This window comes from Gibbsiella quercinecans (assembly GCF_002291425.1).
Classification (GTDB): Bacteria; Pseudomonadota; Gammaproteobacteria; order Enterobacterales; family Enterobacteriaceae; genus Gibbsiella; species Gibbsiella quercinecans.
Map to the genome: position 1 here is coordinate 3,088,776 of NZ_CP014136.1, position 17,270 is coordinate 3,106,045.

At 57.8% G+C, this 17,270-nt stretch carries 16 protein-coding genes; 6 read left to right on the plus strand and 10 right to left on the minus strand.

All coding sequences use genetic code 11. The annotated features are described in order from the left end of the window. Positions 1-79: 79 nt before the first annotated feature. Both pyrI and pyrB read right to left on the minus strand, forming a co-directional pair. The gene (gene pyrI / locus ACN28Q_RS14370) at positions 80-544 is read right to left on the minus strand and encodes an aspartate carbamoyltransferase regulatory subunit (protein ID WP_095846961.1); all 465 of its coding nucleotides are present in this window, start codon (positions 542-544) and stop codon (positions 80-82) included. Between the two features lie 13 nt (positions 545-557). After that, a complete protein-coding gene (gene pyrB / locus ACN28Q_RS14375; protein WP_095846962.1) occupies positions 558-1,493 on the minus strand; it encodes an aspartate carbamoyltransferase in 936 nt (311 codons plus the stop codon). A gap of 36 nt (positions 1,494-1,529) precedes the next feature. Between pyrB and ACN28Q_RS14380 the strand changes: the two genes are divergently transcribed. After that, a complete protein-coding gene (locus tag ACN28Q_RS14380; protein WP_165907062.1) occupies positions 1,530-1,676 on the plus strand; it encodes a hypothetical protein in 147 nt (48 codons plus the stop codon). Between the two features lie 152 nt (positions 1,677-1,828). On the opposite strand, the gene ACN28Q_RS14385 is transcribed toward ACN28Q_RS14380, so the two are convergent. Next, a complete protein-coding gene (locus tag ACN28Q_RS14385) occupies positions 1,829-3,397 on the minus strand; it encodes an ABC transporter substrate-binding protein (RefSeq protein WP_095846963.1) in 1,569 nt (522 codons plus the stop codon). A 227-nt stretch (positions 3,398-3,624) separates the two neighbouring features. Beyond that, on the minus strand, positions 3,625-4,644 hold the full coding sequence (gene argF / locus ACN28Q_RS14390; RefSeq protein ID WP_095846964.1) for an ornithine carbamoyltransferase: 1,020 nt from the start codon (positions 4,642-4,644) through the stop codon (positions 3,625-3,627). Between the two features lie 162 nt (positions 4,645-4,806). Here argF and rraB point away from each other — a divergent pair, with 162 nt between their 5' ends. The 3 genes from rraB to ACN28Q_RS14405 all read left to right on the plus strand — a co-directional run bounded on the left by rraB (position 4,807) and on the right by ACN28Q_RS14405 (position 7,446). Then, positions 4,807-5,232 (plus strand): ribonuclease E inhibitor RraB, encoded by a 426-nt coding sequence (gene rraB, locus ACN28Q_RS14395; protein WP_095846965.1) that lies wholly within the window; start codon positions 4,807-4,809, stop codon positions 5,230-5,232. Positions 5,233-5,330: 98 nt separating this feature from the next. Further along, positions 5,331-6,113: a tRNA isopentenyl-2-thiomethyl-A-37 hydroxylase MiaE gene (miaE, locus tag ACN28Q_RS14400; protein ID WP_095846966.1), complete on the plus strand. Its 783-nt coding sequence runs from the start codon at positions 5,331-5,333 to the stop codon at positions 6,111-6,113. A 313-nt stretch (positions 6,114-6,426) separates the two neighbouring features. Further along, positions 6,427-7,446, plus strand: a complete 1,020-nt coding sequence (locus ACN28Q_RS14405; protein WP_095846967.1) for an acyltransferase family protein — start codon at positions 6,427-6,429, stop codon at positions 7,444-7,446. 119 nt (positions 7,447-7,565) lie between these two features. Here the strand turns inward: ACN28Q_RS14405 and ACN28Q_RS14410 are convergent, their stop codons facing one another. The 4 genes from ACN28Q_RS14410 to pepA form a co-directional block, all read right to left on the minus strand. Next, the gene (locus tag ACN28Q_RS14410; protein ID WP_183096494.1) at positions 7,566-8,039 is read right to left on the minus strand and encodes a GNAT family N-acetyltransferase; all 474 of its coding nucleotides are present in this window, start codon (positions 8,037-8,039) and stop codon (positions 7,566-7,568) included. Positions 8,040-8,288: 249 nt separating this feature from the next. Next, positions 8,289-11,165 carry a valine--tRNA ligase gene (locus ACN28Q_RS14415; protein ID WP_095846969.1) on the minus strand — a complete coding sequence of 959 codons (2,877 nt, stop codon included), beginning with the start codon at positions 11,163-11,165 and terminating at the stop codon, positions 8,289-8,291. Between the two features lie 13 nt (positions 11,166-11,178). Further along, complete coding sequence (locus ACN28Q_RS14420) at positions 11,179-11,631, minus strand: DNA polymerase III subunit chi (RefSeq protein ID WP_095846970.1); 453 nt, start codon at positions 11,629-11,631, stop codon at positions 11,179-11,181. A 137-nt stretch (positions 11,632-11,768) separates the two neighbouring features. Beyond that, positions 11,769-13,280: a leucyl aminopeptidase gene (gene pepA, locus ACN28Q_RS14425; RefSeq protein ID WP_095846971.1), complete on the minus strand. Its 1,512-nt coding sequence runs from the start codon at positions 13,278-13,280 to the stop codon at positions 11,769-11,771. Positions 13,281-13,561: 281 nt separating this feature from the next. Between pepA and lptF the strand changes: the two genes are divergently transcribed. Together lptF and lptG are read left to right on the plus strand one after the other, a co-directional pair. Then, the gene (lptF, locus tag ACN28Q_RS14430) at positions 13,562-14,656 is read left to right on the plus strand and encodes an LPS export ABC transporter permease LptF (RefSeq protein ID WP_095846972.1); all 1,095 of its coding nucleotides are present in this window, start codon (positions 13,562-13,564) and stop codon (positions 14,654-14,656) included. Further along, a complete protein-coding gene (lptG, locus tag ACN28Q_RS14435) occupies positions 14,656-15,726 on the plus strand; it encodes an LPS export ABC transporter permease LptG (RefSeq protein ID WP_095846973.1) in 1,071 nt (356 codons plus the stop codon). Before lptF ends, lptG begins: the two co-directional genes overlap by 1 nt. A 70-nt stretch (positions 15,727-15,796) precedes the next feature. Here lptG and ACN28Q_RS14440 read toward each other — a convergent pair whose 3' ends face one another. Continuing rightward, a complete protein-coding gene (locus ACN28Q_RS14440; protein ID WP_095846974.1) occupies positions 15,797-16,561 on the minus strand; it encodes a DeoR/GlpR family DNA-binding transcription regulator in 765 nt (254 codons plus the stop codon). A gap of 307 nt (positions 16,562-16,868) precedes the next feature. Further along, a complete protein-coding gene (locus ACN28Q_RS14445; protein WP_095846975.1) occupies positions 16,869-17,270 on the minus strand; it encodes a VOC family protein in 402 nt (133 codons plus the stop codon).

The following is a 17,270-nucleotide window of genomic DNA, read 5'->3' on the forward strand; positions in this document are numbered from 1 at the left end:
TACACGTCATCGCTCAAGTTGCATGTACGTTGGCCGGGGCAACCGCCGGCAGCGGACGCGTCCTCCGCCGGCCGCCTGGTCAGTCCGCTTGCAGAACCACCTGATGTTCAAACTCTTTTTCGCAGTAGCGGCATTTGAGGTGCACGTCGCCTTCCCGTGACTTCACGCTGAAGCTGGACGACACCGGCTCGCTGCGGCTGATGCAGTTGCTGTTGGGGCAGGTCAGCACGCCGTCGATGTGGTCCGGCAGACTTAGCGTCAGTTTGCGCACCACTTCGTAATTGTCGATGCGGTTGACCGTGGCCTTCGGCGCGTACATCGCCAACTGGTTGGCCTGCTGCTCGGTCAGGAAGGTGTTCTCGATCTTGATAAGATCCTTGTGCCCCAGCGCCTTGGAAGGCAGGTTCAGGCCGATGGTGATGCGCTGGTCGGTCGCGGTCAGCTTGAACAGGGTGAGCAGTTTAAAACCGATCTGCGCCGGGATGTGGTCAATCACCGTACCGCATTTGATCGCTTCAACCTGGAGTTTGTTATCGTGAGTCATTACGTTTCTCCCCTTAAAAAGCCAATTCTTCGTTTAACACCAGCGCCAGCAACGCCTGGCGGGCAAAGATACCGTTGCCCGCCTGCTGGAAATAGTAGGCATAGGGCGTTTTGTCCACGTCACTGGTGATTTCATCAATGCGTGGCAGCGGGTGCAGCACTTTCAGGTTGGCGCGCGCACCGTGCAGATCGGCGGCGCGCAGAATGAACTGCGCCTTCACGTTGGCGTATTCGGAAGGATCGAGCCGCTCTTTCTGCACGCGCGTCATGTACAGGATATCCAGCTCCGGCACCACCTCTTCAATGCTTTCGTGCAGGCTGTAGGCAATGCCTTTCTCTTCCAGCATTTGCAGGATGTAGCCCGGCATCGCCAGCGCTTCCGGCGCGATAAAGTAGAAGCGGTTGCCCTGGAATTTGGCCAGCGCCTGGGCCAGCGAGTGCACCGTGCGGCCGTATTTCAGATCGCCCACCATCGCGATGTTGATGTTGTTCAGGCGGCCCTGGGTTTCCTGGATGGTGAACAGATCCAGCAGCGTTTGCGTTGGGTGCTGGTTGGCGCCGTCGCCGGCGTTAAGCACCGGGATACCGCCGGCGAATTCAGACGCCAGGCGCGCGGCCCCTTCCTGCGGATGGCGCATCACGATGGCGTCGACGTAGGTGCTGATGACCGAGATGGTGTCGGCGAGCGTTTCGCCTTTTTTGCCCAGCGAGGTGTTGCTGCTGTCGGAAAAGCCGACCACCGACGCGCCCAGGCGCTGGATGGCGGTTTCGAACGACAGACGGGTGCGGGTCGAGGCTTCGAAGAAACAGCTGGCGATCACTTTGTGGCGCAGCAGCTCCGGCTGTGGGGTGGCTTTCAGGCGGGCGGCGGTGCGCAGCGCCAGCTCCAGCTCCTCGCGGCTGAGATCGTTAATAGAGATGATATTCTTATGATACAGCGGGTTGGCCATTTTCACTCTCCTCGACTCGTGCCCGTGGCGCTGGGCGTGTTGAACAAACTGTCTTTTTCAGGCAAAAAAAAGCCCCTCAACGAGGGGCTTGAAGCGATCGGTTTAGCCACAGGAGAAATAACGGCAGCAGGCCGCCGAACGGCAGCCGGTTTTGTCGGTTATGGCGAACAAAACACACGCTGATAGTCATACTTTCTCCTGGCAAATTGTCGCGCATTATACGCATGCTTTTCGCGACTGCAAGCGCTAAAGCGCGCATTTTTGCCCACGAGCAAACGATTGGCTCCGATTTTACTCACCTTAACGAATACAACAGCACCCGGCGCGCGGCTGGGTTATTTACTGACGCGATCGTAGTAGACCATATCGGCATTCAGGCCCTGCTGGTAGCCTTTAACGTTATCGCGCAGCGCCACTTCGGTTTTGGCCTGATCGATAAACACATAAGGTGAGCTGCGTTGCAGCGCCTGCTGTAGTTCAGTATACAACGCGGTGCGCTTAGCCGGATCGGCCTCGGCCACCGCGGCCAGCGTTTGCTTGTTCAACTGCGGGATCTGCCAGCCGTTCAAACCGGCGACCGTGCTGGCCTTGCCGTCGTTATAGGCAAAGGCGCTGGCGTTGGAATGGGCGTCGAAATAGTCCGGTATCCACAGGCGGATGGCGGCCTGGTGCTGCCGGGCGCGCACCCGCGCATACACCTGGCTGCCGGCGGCCGGCAGCAGTTCGACCTTCACACCACCCGCGGCGAAGCTGGCCTGCAAGGCTTCGGCAATGGTGATGAACGGCGGTTTGTTTTCTACGTCCAGCGTGAAGGCGGCGTGGGTGATGCCGGCTTTAGCCAGGATGGCCTTGGCTTTGGCCGGATCGAAACTGAATGGATTATCTTCCAGCGCGCCGGGCATACCGATCGGCAAGAAGCTTTGGTGAACGAAATACTGGCCCTTCAGCAGATCCCGGGTGATGCCTTGGTAATCCACCAGGTAGCGCGCCGCTTCCCAGAACGCCGGGTTTTTCAGCAGCGGATTAGCGGTGTTGCCGGTGTTGAACGCCAGATAGTTAAGTTCGGCAGAGGGGATCTCCAGCACCTTGATCCCCGGCTGGCTCTTCAGCGCGATGGTTTGATCCGGCCCCAGTTCGCGGGCGATGTCGGCGTCGCCCTGCTGGATGAGCAGGCGGCGGGTGGCGGGATCCGGCACGTTTTTAATGATGATGCTGTGCAGCAGCGGCTTGCTGCCTGTGGTGGTCGGGTTGGCATCCAGCACAATCGCCTGGTGCGGCTGGTAAACGCGCATAGTGAACGGGCCGCTGCCGGCCGAGTGCATTTTCAGCCAGGCATTGCCGTAGTCGCCGCTTTTCACGTTGTGCTGCACGGTTTTGCTGTCGACGATGGAGGCAATCGGCGTGGAAAGGATATTCAGCGCCACCGCCGGGCTGACATCGGCGATCCAGCGCAGTTGCACCGTGTGTTGGTCGATTTTCGTTAACTGCGCGTCAATGTTATCTGGCTGCCAACCCAGCACGTTGAGGATAAACGCCGGGGATTTATTCATCTTCACCGCGCGGCTATAGGAGAAGATCACGTCGTCGGCGGTCAATGGGTTGCCGGAGGTGAAAACCGCCTGCGGGCGTAGCTTGACGGTTAATGTTTTCGCCGCCGCGTCCGCCTGCCAGCTTTCCGCCAGCACCGGTGTGATTTTAGCCGGGGCGTCGCGATCGGCCTGGACCAGCCGTTGGTAAAGGCTGGGAATGGTTTGGATGCTGGACAGTTCGTTGGCTTCGGCCGGATCGAGGCTGACGATATCATCAAGCGATTGCGCCACCACTAACGTGGTGGGCGGCGTGGCGGCCAGCGCATGGGCGGAAAGGCCGGCCAGGATCAACAGAAGCAGCGTTTTGGCTTTCATAGATGAATATCCCCTGAATGCTGTGCAGAGTGCGCAGTAAGACGTTTTTTTTATCATTGGGTTACCCGGCGGCCTGGCGGCCGCATCCCACGGTAGGATTTTGCTCCGTGTCTGGCAAAGGCCAAACGGGTATTTAATATGCCAAAAAGCGATAACGCCTGGGCTGGGGAGTGGGCAGGGCAGTGGTGAACGGGGTACGGGCCTGGCCCGCACCCCGCCAAAGGGGGTTACAGCGTTTGGCTTAGCGTCGCGACCATCACCGCTTTGATGGTGTGCAGGCGGTTTTCCGCCTGATCGAACACCACGCTGTGTTCGGATTCAAACACCTCGTCGGTGACTTCCATGCCGCCGTGCAGGCCGTACTGTTCCGCCATCTGTTTGCCAATGGTGGTTTTATCGTCGTGGAACGCCGGCAGGCAGTGCAGGAATTTCACCGCCGGGTTGCCGGTCTGCTGCACCATGGCCATGTTCACCTGATAAGGCCGCAACTGCTGGATGCGCTCCTGCCAGGCTTCTTTCGGTTCGCCCATGGATACCCACACATCGGTATACAGGAAGTCCACGCCTTTCACGCCGATGGCAATCTCATCCGTCAGGGTGATTTTGCCGCCGGTCTGCTGCGCCAGCGCCTGGCACTCGGCAACCAGTTCGGCTTCCGGCCAGCAGGCTTTCGGCGCCACCAGGCGCAGGTCCATCCCCACCAGCGCCGCGGCTTCCATCAGGGTGTTGCCCATGTTATTGCGGGCGTCGCCGATATAGGCGAACTTGACGTCCGCCAGGGTTTTGCCCGGCAGGTGTTCCTGCACGGTGAGCAGATCCGCCAGCAGTTGGGTCGGGTGGAACTCGTTGGTCAGGCCGTTCCACACCGGCACGCCGGCATAGTGCGCCAGGGTTTCCACCAGTTCCTGGCCGTAGCCGCGGTATTGAATACCGTCGTACATGCGGCCAAGCACGCGCGCGGTGTCTTTCATGGATTCCTTATGGCCGATCTGGCTGCCGCTTGGGCCGAGGTAGGTCACCTGGGCGCCTTGATCGTATGCGGCAACTTCGAAAGAGCATCGGGTGCGGGTTGAGTCTTTTTCGAAGATGAGCGCGATATTTTTACCCTGCAGGTGGCGGGTTTCCTGGCCCTGTTTTTTCGCCTGTTTCAGATCGGCTGCCAGCTTAAGCAGCGCCAGGATCTCGGCGGGAGTGAAATCCATTAACCTTAAGAAATGACGTTTATAAAATGGGTTCATCGTGCTCATATCCGGGTATCCCTGCAGTTCGAGTTGAATTAAAATTCACTTTATATGTATGAATATTCAATTTCAACCCCGGGATGGAAATCTTTCACGTTTATCGTGCAGCGGCGGCGGCGGTGTGGGAAAATAGCGCCAATAACGGCCATTTGACTTGAGGATATAGGCATGGCAAACCGCGCATTGCTGGAAGAACAACGTGAAGAAACCCGCCTGATCATCGAAGAACTGCTGGATGACGGCAGCGATCCTGATGCGCTCTATACCATCGAGCATCACCTTTCCGCTGAAAAGTTCGAGGTGCTGGAACAGGCTGCGGTTGAGGCGTTTAAGCTGGGCTACGAAGTGACCGATGCCGAAGAGCTGGAAGGGGAAGATGGCGTCTTGCTGATGTGCTGCGACGTGATCAGTGAACTTGGCCTGAATGCTGATGCTATCGATCAACAGGTGGAACAGCTGGTGCAGTTGGCCGAGAAAATCGGCGTCAACTACGACGGTTGGGGCACTTACTTCGAAGATCCGAACGGTGAAGACGGCGAGGATGACGAAGACGGCGATTTCATCGACGAAGACGACGACGGCAAACGCCACTGATTACCGCCGAGGCTTTCAGGCATCAGGCCGTGCGCCCGGTGCCTGAAGGGTAAAACATTATCCTGTGGGCCGGCCAGCGCCGGCCTTTGCTAACCCCGATGACATACCAATCACTTTTAACACCCATTCTGAACTTCCTGCATTGTGAAACCCCAGACGCCTGGATTGCCGCCGCGCGCCGCCCGGAAAACCTGCGCCTGCTGCTGACCGACCATATGGTGTGCGAGCTGAAAGCGGCGCAGACCGGCATGTGGCTGATCCGCCGCTATGTGGCGGACAAACAGGGCGGGGACGCGCTGCTGGCATTGCTGAAGCCTTACGAGGCCTTTGTACACGAAGAGCAGGGCGAGCCGGAAACCCTGTTCCGCCAGAGCAATTTCACCAAGAAGATCCTGCCGAAAAACGGCTCGGCCTACGGGCAGGATCTGGTGGATAAGATGGTGCTGCTGATTAAAGAAGAGCTGCATCATTTTTCCCAGGTGTTGGGCATTATGCAGGCGCGGCAGATCCCGTATCGTAAAATCACCGCCAGCCGTTATGCCAAGGGAATGATCCGCGAAGTGCGCACCCACGATCCGGCGACGCTGATCGATAAACTCATCTGCGGCGCCTATATCGAAGCGCGTTCCTGCGAGCGCTTTGCCCGGCTGGCGCCGCACCTGGACGATGAGTTGAACCGCTTTTATGTTTCGCTGCTGCGTTCTGAAGCGCGCCACTATCAGGATTATCTGGCGCTGGCGCAGCAGATTGCCGGTGAGGATATCAGCGAGCGCGTTGCGCATTTCGGGCGGCTGGAGGCACAGCTTATTCTGGCGCCGGACAGCGAGTTCCGTTTTCACAGCGGCGTGCCGGCGGGGGCTGATGGCCGGGCGCTGGGTTAACGCCGGCTTACATACCCTGTCATGCTGTTTGCGTGTTGTCCGTACCTATTCTGGCCGCTGTGCCAGAATAGGCAGTGGTGCTGCCTACAACGCGAATTATTTTGGCTAAAGCTACCCGGAAATAGGGATGATAATTAATTAACGGTTTTAAACGCCCGGCTAATTTATTGTTTAATAGTATAATGTTTATTTTTAATGGGATTATTCTTAATATCGCCGCGAGTGGGTATATTTATCAGGGGTGAAATCGGTGGAATGAGACATTGTCTATGGTACGATACCCCTACAGGGACATATTGTTACGGTACTATCAATGAATATCTCAAAAGGGAAATCCAACTATTTAAAGGGCATTGCGATTATATTAATGCTGGCCCACCATCTTTTTTCTTTTCCTGAACGAATCAGCCCCGAGGTATCAATAAATTACATAGGAATACTGCCAGGTACCGATATGTATATTGAAACCTATCTTGGCTTGTTTGGGCGCATCTGCGTTGCGATGTTTTTATTCCTTTCTGGCTATGGTTTTTCTTTACGGAGAGAAGTCTCCGCTAAATATATTTTCGGTAAGTTGAAAAGTCTCTATATTAGCTATTGGCTGGTTATTTTTATTTTTGTGCCAATCGGGATAATATTTTATCCTGGCCCGACTTTCTCAACGTCAATCACCACATTTATTGAAAACCTGATCGGGATAAAATCCACCTACAATGGTGAGTGGTGGTTCTTTAGGCTTTACGTATTGTATCTGCTTTCTCTGCCGTTATTGATTAAACTGAATAACTATACATTATTGTTGGTTATGTTATTGGCTGCGGGTATTGGCAAGGTCTTAACCAGTCATGATTTGGCGCCGTTGTTTATCAGCGATTACTTTGTCTGGCTACTGCCATTTGGCCTTGGCATGGTCTTTGGCCGCGCGAATGACTTTCCTAAGAACGCGTTAATCGCAAAGGTTCTGAATAAGATCGAAACCACGCCGGCTATTTGGCTGTTTCTCCTGACGGCGATTGCTTTCATCTTATTGAAGAACCTGGGCTTGATCCTCGCAACGCCGTTATTTATTAGTGCGTTGATGAAGTCCTCTGAAAAAATAAATGCAACGTTGTATGGCGTTGTCGATGCGCTTGGCCGGCACTCAATGTATATGTGGCTTACCCACAGTTTTTATTGTTACCACTTTGCGCAGAAAGCGATTTTCTACCCGATGTATACGCCATTAATACTCATGCTATTGATCGCGGTTTCATATCTGACCAGCGTTGTGCTGGCCCATATTGAACGCATGATCAAAAGGCCGTTCGTGGCCAACATGGATACCGCAGGTTGAACATCAGCCGTTGTGAGCCATCGCCAGGAGTGCCGGGTTAGGCTGTTTAGCCTAACCGGCAGAAATCACGCTCCCGAGAGGCACTGGGGCTTCAGCGCGGGGAGCGTGCTCTTTGAAGGCTACAGCGTTTTCAGCATCGTGACTTCGCAGTCGCTGTGCCCGGTGGTGCCCATGGCGTGATCGATATGCGCAAAGCCCAGGTGCTGATACAGGGCGATGGCCTGCGTCAGGCTGGCGGTGGTTTCCAGGTAACAGCGGCGGAACCCCTGTTCACGGGCAAAGTCCAGCGCCTGCAGCGCCAGGCGTTTTGCCAGGCCTTTGCCGCGCAGCACCGGCAGAAAGTACATCTTTTGCAATTCGCACACGTCAGGCTCGCCGCCCTGTAACGGCGCCACGCCGCCGCCGCCGGCAACCCGCCCGTCGATCTCAACCACCCAGTAGGCGCTGCGCGGCCGACTGTAGAGCTGATAGAGCGTGTCCAGATCGGGATCGGAAACGGTATAGCCTTTATCCGCCGTCAGGCCGTGCTCGGCGGAAACGTCGCGAATGACTTGAGCAATAGCGGCATTGTCTGCTGCCGTAATCGGGCGCACCCGCAGGCGCGTAGAGATTGCTGTGGTCATATCTTTATACTCACTTGCCAATAATCGTGAAAACCTGTCGCGATGGCAGGGCAAAACACGCCGGGGCCGCGCCCAAGCGTGTTCTACTATAGCAATGCTTTGTAATAACATTGAAACCCGGCCGGATGCAATGGCGGCAAGCCGCCGCCGTGGGCCAGGCTCTCTGCTGATGCTAACCGTTGCCCCGCACCCTAAACGGATGAAGGGCAACGGTGCGGCTTACAGGGCGGCGATGGTCGCCTGTTGTTCCTGCAGTTTCACTTTGCCTTCCTTGCAGGCCGCCAGACGATCGCGCTCTTTATTCACCACCGCTTCCGGCGCTCGGGCGACGAAGCTTTCGTTCGCCAACTTGCCTTCGATCGCGGCGATTTCGCCGTCCAGCTTGGCCATTTCTTTCGTCAGGCGCGCGATTTCCGCATCCTTATCGATAAAGCCCGCCATTGGGATCAGCAGTTCGGCGCCGTCCACCAGTTTGGTGACGGAAACCGGGCCTTTCTCGCCAGCAGGCAGCAGGGTGATGGACTGCAGGCGCGCCAGCTTCTCGATAAAGCTCTGGTTTTCCTGCACGCGGCGTTGTGCATCGGCGTTGGCGTTGCGCAGCAGCACGTCCAGTTGCTTGCTCGGCGCGATGTTCATCTCGGCGCGGATGTTGCGCACCGCGGTGATCGCCTGCTTGATCCACTCCAGATCGTCCAGCGCCTGCTGGTCTTCTTGGGCGGCGTCATAGGCCGGGAACGGCTGCAGCATGATGGTGTCGGCGGTGATGCCTTTCAACTGCTTCACACGCTGCCAGATGGTCTCGGTGATGAACGGAATGATCGGGTGCGCCAGGCGCAGCAACGCTTCCAGCACGGTGATCAGCGTGTGGCGGGTGGCGCGCTGTTCCGCTTCGCTGCCGTTGCCCAGCACCGGCTTGGTCAGTTCCAGATACCAGTCGCAGAACTGGTTCCAGGTGAACTCATACAGGATGCCGGCGGCGATATCGAAACGGTAGCTGTCCAGCGCTTCGCGGTAGGCTTTCACCGTGCGGTTGAACTCTGCCAGCACCCAGCGATCTGCCAGCGAAAGCTGCATTTCGCCGCCGTTAAAGCCGCAATCGTGCTCTTCGGTGTTCATCAACACAAAGCGGCTGGCGTTCCACAGCTTGTTACAGAAGTTGCGGTAGCCTTCCAGGCGCTTCATGTCCCAGTTGATGTCGCGGCCGGTGGAGGCCAGCGCCGCCAGAGTGAAGCGCAAGGCGTCGGTGCCGTGCGGCTCGATGCCATTCGGGAACTGCTTCTCGGTGCGCTTACGGATTTTTTCCGCCAACTGCGGCTGCATCATGTTGCCGGTGCGTTTTTCCAGCAGGTCCGTCAGCGAAATACCGTCCACCATGTCGAGCGGATCGATCACGTTGCCCTTGGACTTGGACATTTTCTGCCCTTCGTCGTCGCGGATCAGGCCGGTCATGTACACGGTTTTAAACGGCACCTGCGGCTTGCCGTTTTCATCTTTGATGAAGTGCATGGTCAGCATGATCATGCGGGCAATCCAGAAGAAGATGATGTCGAACCCGCTCACCATCACGTTGGTCGGGTGGAAGGTTTTCAGCGCTTCGGTCTGCTCCGGCCAGCCGAGGGTGGAGAAGGTCCACAGGCCGGAAGAGAACCAGGTGTCCAGCACGTCTTCATCCTGGTTCAACTGAACGTCGGCACCCAGGTTGTTCTCGCGGCGCACTTCTTCTTCGTTGCGGCCGACGTACACTTTGCCGTTGGCGTCGTACCAGGCCGGGATACGGTGGCCCCACCACAGTTGGCGGGAGATACACCAGTCCTGGATATCCCGCATCCAACTGAAGTACATGTTTTCATACTGCTTCGGCACGAACTGGATTTCGCCCTGTTCCACGGCTTCCACCGCCACTTTGGCCAGCGGCGCGGTGCGCACGTACCATTGGTCGGTCAGCATTGGTTCGATAACCACACCGCCGCGATCGCCGTACGGCACCGTCAGATCGTGTGGCTTTATCTCGGCCAGCAGGCCAAGCTCGTCGAAGGCGGCCACGATGGCCTTACGGGCGGCAAAGCGCTCCAGGCCGCGGAACTGGGCCGGGATCTCGCTGCTGTAAACCTGGCTGGCTTCGCCCAGGGTATCGAACACTTCGGCTTCCTGGCGGATGTCGCCGTCGAAAGTCAGAATGTTGATCATCGGCAGGCCGTGGCGCTTGCCCACTTCGTAGTCGTTGAAGTCGTGCGCCGGGGTGATTTTCACGCAGCCGGTGCCTTTTTCCATATCGGCGTGTTCATCGCCGACGATGCGAATGCGGCGGTTGACCAGCGGCAGGATGATCTCTTTGCCAATCAGATCCTTATAGCGCGGATCTTCCGGGTTAACCGCCACGCCGGTATCGCCCAGCACGGTTTCCGGGCGGGTGGTGGCGACGATCAGGTAATCCTTGCCTTCGGCGGTTTTCGCGCCGTCGGCCAGCGGGTAACGCAGGTGCCACATCGACCCTTTGGACTCGCGGTTTTCCACTTCCAGATCGGAAATGGCAGTGCGCAGTTTGGGATCCCAGTTCACCAGGCGCTTGCCGCGATAAATCAGATCTTCGTTATACAGGCGGACAAACACTTCTTTCACTGCGTTGGACAAGCCTTCGTCCATGGTGAAGCGTTCACGCTCCCAGTCCACGGAGTTGCCGAGGCGGCGCATCTGGCGGGTGATGGTGCCGCCGGATTCCGCCTTCCACTGCCAGATTTTGTCGATGAACGCATCGCGGCCGTAGTCATGGCGGGTTTTGTTCTCTTCCGCGGCGATTTTGCGTTCAACCACCATTTGGGTGGCGATGCCGGCGTGGTCGGTGCCCGCCTGCCACAGGGTGTTTTTACCCTGCATGCGCTGGTAGCGGATCATGGTATCCATGATGGTTTGCTGGAAAGCGTGGCCCATGTGCAGGCTGCCGGTCACGTTCGGCGGCGGGATCATGATGCAGAAGCTTTCCTGGCTGGTATCGCCGTTCGGCTTGAAGTAACCCTGGCTTTCCCAGTGATCGTACAGCTTCTGTTCGATCTGGGTTGGATCGTATGCGGTGTCGAGTTGACTGTTTGTCTTTTCCATTTTATTTCGTAATTCAGTGAGTTGGCGGCGTTGCCGTGGTCAAGTGGAAGCCGACGCTGCGATAGGCTTTGTAACGTTCGCGCGCCAACTGTTTTAAGGTGTCCTCGTAAGGGACGAAGTCTACCACTTCATGGAAAGCGGTAGCAAAATCTGCAAACTGCGGCTGCAGGTTAATCAGCAAATCGCGCGGGGCGTTGCCGCGTTTGCCCGGCCAGCACAGCTCGACCGGCGCGCCGGCATACGGCCCTTCGCCGGCCAGGTTGTGCGGCACGAATTCATGCGGCTCGCGTTGCCACAGCGCTTCGTCCAGGCGCTGGGCCTGTTCCTGGCTTTCACAGGCGATCAACACCCGTTTGCCGGCGCGCCATCTTTCTGCGGCAACGGCGCAGGCCACGGCTTCATGGGCGCTGAGCGCGCCTGCGGGCTGGTCGTGTTCGAAGAGATAGAACGTTGCCTGTTTGCTCATTAGCTCATTTGCCGTTAGAAAAAAGTAGGGGCGCAACTTGTGCGCCCTTCGGGATCTGCATGACGGCGATTATATACCCAATGGATTTCAAGTTGCAGCCAACAACGCGGCGGCCTGAAACCCACGGTGTATCGGCATCACTCGTCGCCGTTAAGCCCAGCACGGTTCAGCAGGAACTGCGCCAGCATCGCCACCGGGCGGCCGGTGGCGCCTTTGGCCTTGCCGGAGCGCCAGGCGGTGCCAGCGATGTCCAAGTGCGCCCAGCTGTATTTGCGGGTAAAGCGCGACAGGAAGCAGCCTGCGGTGATGGCGCCGCCCGGGCGGCCGCCGATGTTGGCCATATCGGCAAAGTTGGAGTCCAACTGTTCGTAGAACTCGTCCGCCAACGGCAAACGCCATGCGCGGTCGCCGGCCTGCTCGGAAGCGCCGATCAGCTCGTGCGCCAACGGGTTATGGTTGGACATCAGCCCGGTCAGGTGGTGGCCCAGCGCGATCACGCAGGCACCGGTCAGCGTGGCGATGTCGATCACCAGTTCCGGCTCAAAGCGCTCGACGTAGGTCAGGGTGTCGCACAGCACCAGGCGGCCTTCGGCGTCGGTATTCAGCACTTCGACCGTTTGGCCGGACATGGTGGTCAGCACGTCGCCGGGGCGATAGGCACGCCCGCCGACCATGTTTTCGCAGCCGGCCAGCACGCCGATCACGTTCAGCGGCAGGTTCAGCTCCGCCACCACGCGCATCACGCCGTACACCGTGGCCGCGCCGCACATGTCGTACTTCATTTCGTCCATGGCTTCGGCCGGTTTGATCGAGATACCGCCGGAATCGAAGGTCAGCCCTTTGCCCACCAGCACGATTGGCTTAGCGTCCGGGTTCGGGTTGCCCTTATATTCCACCACGGACATCAGCGATTCGTTTTGCGAACCGGCGCCGACCGCCAGATAGGCGTTCATGCCCAGCTCTTTCATCTGCTGCTCGCCGATGACGCGGGTGGCGATATGGCTGCTGAAGGCATCCGCCAGTTGGCGCGCCTGCGAAGCCAGATAGCCGGCGTTGCAGATGTTCGGCGGCATGTTGCCGAGATCTTTGGCGGCCTTGATGCCGGCGGCGATCGCCAGGCCATGCTGGATGGCGCGCTCGCCGCTGGTCAGTTCGCGGCGGGTCGGCACGTTGAATACCATTTTGCGCAGCGGGCGGCGCGGTTCGATCTTGTTGCTTTTCAACTGATCGAAGGTGTAAAGCGTTTCTTTGGCGGTTTCCACCGCTTGGCGCACCTTCCAGTAGGTGTTGCGGCCTTTGACGTGCAGCTCGGTCAGGAAGCAGACCGCTTCCATCGAGCCGGTGTCGTTGAGGGTGTTGATGGTTTTCTGGATCACCTGTTTGTACTGGCGCTCATCAAGTTCGCGCTCTTTGCCGCAGCCGATCAGCAGGATACGTTCAGAGAGAATGTTAGGCACATGGTGCAGCAGTAATGTCTGCCCGACTTTGCCTTCCAGTTCGCCACGGCGCAACAGGGCGCTGATATAACCATCACTGATTTTGTCGAGTTGTTCTGCGATAGGTGACAGGCGGCGCGGTTCAAAAACACCGACGACAATACAGGCGCTGCGCTGTTTTTCCGGGCTACCGCTTTTTACACTGAACTCCATGCACTCTCCTGAATCTTAAAGACAAAGGCGGGCGCTACGGCTAGAATGACCAACTCCGTAACGATCTCCCGCCATTGAGTTAACTGTGTGTGTTAACCTGAACGGCGAAAATTTCTCTGTTTTGGCGACTATAGGCGCGTTCCTATAGGACACACAAACAGCTTGATGTTGTAATACTATTTTAGCTGTGAAGGTTGCCATATGATGAGAATAAATGGCGGATTAGCGAAGAAACTATCGATTTTCCTGCAAAAAGACAAGTTTTCACAGGCGTAATAAGCGTGATTATCATTAGATATCTGGTACGGGAAACGCTCAAGAGCCAAATCGCGATTCTGTTTGTCCTGCTTCTGATCTTCATTTGTCAGAACCTGGTCAAGGTGTTAGGCGATGCGGTGGACGGCAGTATTCCGACAAATTTAGTCATTTCCCTGCTTGCGTTGACCATCCCGAAGATGGCGCAGCTAATTCTCCCTTTAAGCCTGTTCCTCGGTTTGTTGATGACGCTTGGGCGGCTTTACACCGAGAGTGAAATTACCGTTATGCACGCCTGCGGCCTGGGGAAACGCACCCTGGTGGTCGCCGCGATGGTGCTGGCGCTGTTGACCTCGCTGCTGGCGGCGTTGAATGTGTTTTGGGTGGGGCCGTGGGCCACCGGCTACCAGGTGGAGGTGCTGGCGGAAGCCAAGGCCAACCCGAATATCGCCGGGCTGGCGGAAGGCCAGTTCAAGCCGCTGCAGGACGGCAACGCGGTGCTGTTTATCGGCAACGTGAAGGGCAATACCTTTGATAACGTATTTATGGCGCAGCTGCGGCCCAGCGGCAACCAGCGCCCTTCGGTGGTGGTGGCGCAGCATGGCGAGATCAACCAACTGAAAGACGGTTCGCAGGTGGTGACGCTGGACAAAGGCTCGCGCTTTGAAGGCACCGCGCTGCTGCGCGATTTCCGCATTACCGACTTCACCGACTACAAGGCGGTGATTGGCCACCGTGCCGTGACGCAGAATGAAACCCAGACCGAGCAGATGTCGATGCGCGCGCTGTGGCAATCCGATGAGCCTGAAGCCCGCGCCGAGTTCCACTGGCGCCTGACGCTGGTGGTTTCCGTGGCGCTGATGGCGCTGATGGTGGTGCCGCTCAGCGTGGTGAACCCACGCCAGGGGCGCGTGCTTAGCATGTTGCCGGCGGTGCTGTTGTATCTGGTGTTCTTCCTGTTGCAAACCTCGCTGCAGTCTAACGCTGGCAAAGGCAAACTGGATCCGCTGCTGTGGCTATGGGCGGTGAACGGTGTTTACCTGTTGATCGCCCTGGGGCTGAACCTGTGGGATACCGTGCCGATGCGCCGAGTGCGCGCGCGCCTGAGAGGAGCCGCCTGATGTTTGGTGTATTGGACCGCTATATCGGCCGGACGATTTTCAACACGATCATCATGACGCTGTTCATGCTGGTTTCGTTGTCCGGCATCATCAAGTTTGTCGATCAACTGCGCAAAGTGGGGCAGGGCGACTATTCGGCGCTGGACGCAGGCATGTATACCCTGCTCAGCGTGCCGAAAGACATTGAAGTGTTCTTCCCGATGGCCGCCTTGCTGGGGGCGCTGCTCGGCCTGGGGCAACTGGCGACGCGCAGCGAACTGGTGGTGATGCAGGCTTCCGGCTTCACCCGGCTGCAGATCGCCGGCTCGGTGATGAAAACCGCTATTCCGCTGGTGCTGCTGACCATGGCGATTGGTGAATGGGTGGCGCCGCAGGGCGAGCAGATGGCGCGCAACTACCGTGCGCAGCAGATGTACGGCGGCTCGCTGCTTTCCACCAAAAACGGCCTGTGGGCGAAAGACGGCAACGACTTTATTTTTATCGAGCGGGTGGCGGGCGAGAAAGAACTGGCCGGGGTGAACATTTACCACTTTAACGATCAGCGCCGGCTGGAAACGGTGCGCTATGCCGCCACCGCCACCTTCGAAGACGGGGTGTGGAAGCTGGCGCAGGTGGACACCTCCGATCTGACCAACGACAAGCTGGTGACCGGCAGCCAGACGCTGACCGGCGAATGGAAAACCAACCTGACGCCGGACAAACTGGGCGTGGTGGCGCTGGAGCCGGATTCGCTCTCCATCAGCGGGCTGTATAACTACGTGAACTACCTGAAGGTGAGCGGCCAGGAATCCAACCGCTACCAACTGAACATGTGGAGCAAAATCTTCTCGCCGTTTTCCGTGGCGGTGATGATGCTGATGGCGCTGTCGTTCATCTTCGGCCCGTTGCGCAGCGTGCCGATGGGCATCCGTGTGGTCACCGGTATCAGCTTCGGCTTTCTGTTTTACGTGCTGGACCAGATCTTCGGCCCGCTAAGCCTGGTGTACAGCATGCCGCCGGTGCTGGGGGCGCTGCTGCCGAGCATGCTGTTCCTGCTGATCAGCGTGTATTTGTTGCTGAAACGGCGCTAGCGTAGCGTGTTGTGAGAAAAGAAAAGGCGCGGCCGCAAGGGCGCGCCTTTTTTGATCGCGGGTGGCGCGCTTATGCCTGCTCAATGCTCAGCAGCGCAATACCGGCTTCCTGATATTCTTCGGCGTTTTCCGGCAACCGATCGAGCACTACGGTGTCGATTTGCGCCGCAGTGGCAAACTGCGCCAGCGAGGTATTGCCCAGCTTGCTGTGATCGCAAACCACGATCACCTGGTTGGCATGTTCCACCATGCTGCGCTTGGTTTCCGCCAGCATGATATCGGCCACGCAGGCGCCCTGCTTCAACGACAGGGCGTTAACGCCCATAAAGGCTTTATCGATGTTCAGCGAATCCAGCAGCGACCGGCCGCTAATCGCCACCGCACAGTGGTAGCCTTTTTTGACGATGCCGCCGAGCAGCACAATTTGAACGGATTCCACATCTTCCAGGCTCTTGGCGATAATAAAATCATTGGTGATCACCGTAATATTACGGCGCTGGCGGATGTGACGGGCGATTTGCAACGTTGTGGTGCCGGTATCAAGCACGATGATATCGCCATCCTCCACCAGGCTGGCGGCCAATTGGCCGATTTGCTCTTTGGAGGAGAGATTAACCTCTTCACGCTGATCCGAGCTGATTTCGAAGCTGGCGCGGGTGCGCAAGATAGCACCGCCGTGGGTGCGGGTGAGCATACCGGCGTCTTCCAGAATACGCAGATCGGTACGGATGGTGGCGCCAGATACATTAAAACGCTCGCTCATCTCGCTGACGGACAGCTTGCGTTTTTCTTTCAGGATAGCGAGAAGTTTTTCCTGGCGTTCCTCTGCGTACATACCCTTTCCCTGCCTGCTGAACGATGTGCGGATTAATATAACCCGCACATGCGTTGCTGGCAAAAGCGCTGTTGCCGCTAACCCTTGGCCTAGGGGGCGTTAGCCACAGCACCGTACCAGCTCCCTCTCGCTGTGGAGAGGCGAAGTTAGCCGCAGCACCATACCTGCTCCCTCTCGCTGTGGAGAGGCGGAGTTAGCTACAGCACCGTACCAGCTCCCTCTCCCTGTGGAGAGGCGGAGTTAGCTACAGCACCGTATCTGCTCCCTCTCCCTTGGGGAGAGGGTTGGGGTGAGGGGGAAGGGGAAGCTACAGCGGCTGATTAAACTCCACCCGCTCCCCATCGGGCCCGGCGATCATAAAGTAGCGCACGCCGTGGCTGCCGCTGGGTTGCAGCGCGGGGCCTTCCGTCAGCGGATAGCCGAGCCGCTCCACCCACAGTTGCGCCGCCGCCAAATCGCTAACCCGCAACGCCACATGGTCAATGCCAAAGCAGGCCGCGTTGCGCGCCTGCCCCTGCCAGGGCAACTGATACAGCTCCAGTATCAGCTCACCCAGCGCCAAAAAACGCACCTCAACCGTGCCCTGCGGCTCCTCAATGGCCAATGACTGGCGCGTGGTAAAACCCAGTGAGTGGTAAAAGCGGGTCGCCTGTTCGATATCCGCACTGCGCAGGCCAACGTGCGCCAGGCCGGTAATCAGATTCGCCAT

Bases quoted from the DNA above. Each gene is read 5' to 3' on its own strand.
- miaE (WP_095846966.1), top strand. From the start codon at position 5,331: ATGACATACCAATCACTTTTAACACCCATTCTGAACTTCCTGCATTGT.
- rraB (WP_095846965.1), top strand. From the start codon at position 4,807: ATGGCAAACCGCGCATTGCTGGAAGAACAACGTGAAGAAACCCGCCTG.
- ACN28Q_RS14445 (WP_095846975.1), bottom strand. From the start codon at position 17,270: ATGGCGAATCTGATTACCGGCCTGGCGCACGTTGGCCTGCGCAGTGCG.
- ACN28Q_RS14440 (WP_095846974.1), bottom strand. From the start codon at position 16,561: ATGTACGCAGAGGAACGCCAGGAAAAACTTCTCGCTATCCTGAAAGAA.
- ACN28Q_RS14405 (WP_095846967.1), top strand. From the start codon at position 6,427: ATGAATATCTCAAAAGGGAAATCCAACTATTTAAAGGGCATTGCGATT.
- ACN28Q_RS14420 (WP_095846970.1), bottom strand. From the start codon at position 11,631: ATGAGCAAACAGGCAACGTTCTATCTCTTCGAACACGACCAGCCCGCA.
- pyrI (WP_095846961.1), bottom strand. From the start codon at position 544: ATGACTCACGATAACAAACTCCAGGTTGAAGCGATCAAATGCGGTACG.
- argF (WP_095846964.1), bottom strand. From the start codon at position 4,644: ATGAGCACGATGAACCCATTTTATAAACGTCATTTCTTAAGGTTAATG.
- ACN28Q_RS14385 (WP_095846963.1), bottom strand. From the start codon at position 3,397: ATGAAAGCCAAAACGCTGCTTCTGTTGATCCTGGCCGGCCTTTCCGCC.
- ACN28Q_RS14415 (WP_095846969.1), bottom strand. From the start codon at position 11,165: ATGGAAAAGACAAACAGTCAACTCGACACCGCATACGATCCAACCCAG.
- pepA (WP_095846971.1), bottom strand. From the start codon at position 13,280: ATGGAGTTCAGTGTAAAAAGCGGTAGCCCGGAAAAACAGCGCAGCGCC.
- lptG (WP_095846973.1), top strand. From the start codon at position 14,656: ATGTTTGGTGTATTGGACCGCTATATCGGCCGGACGATTTTCAACACG.
- pyrB (WP_095846962.1), bottom strand. From the start codon at position 1,493: ATGGCCAACCCGCTGTATCATAAGAATATCATCTCTATTAACGATCTC.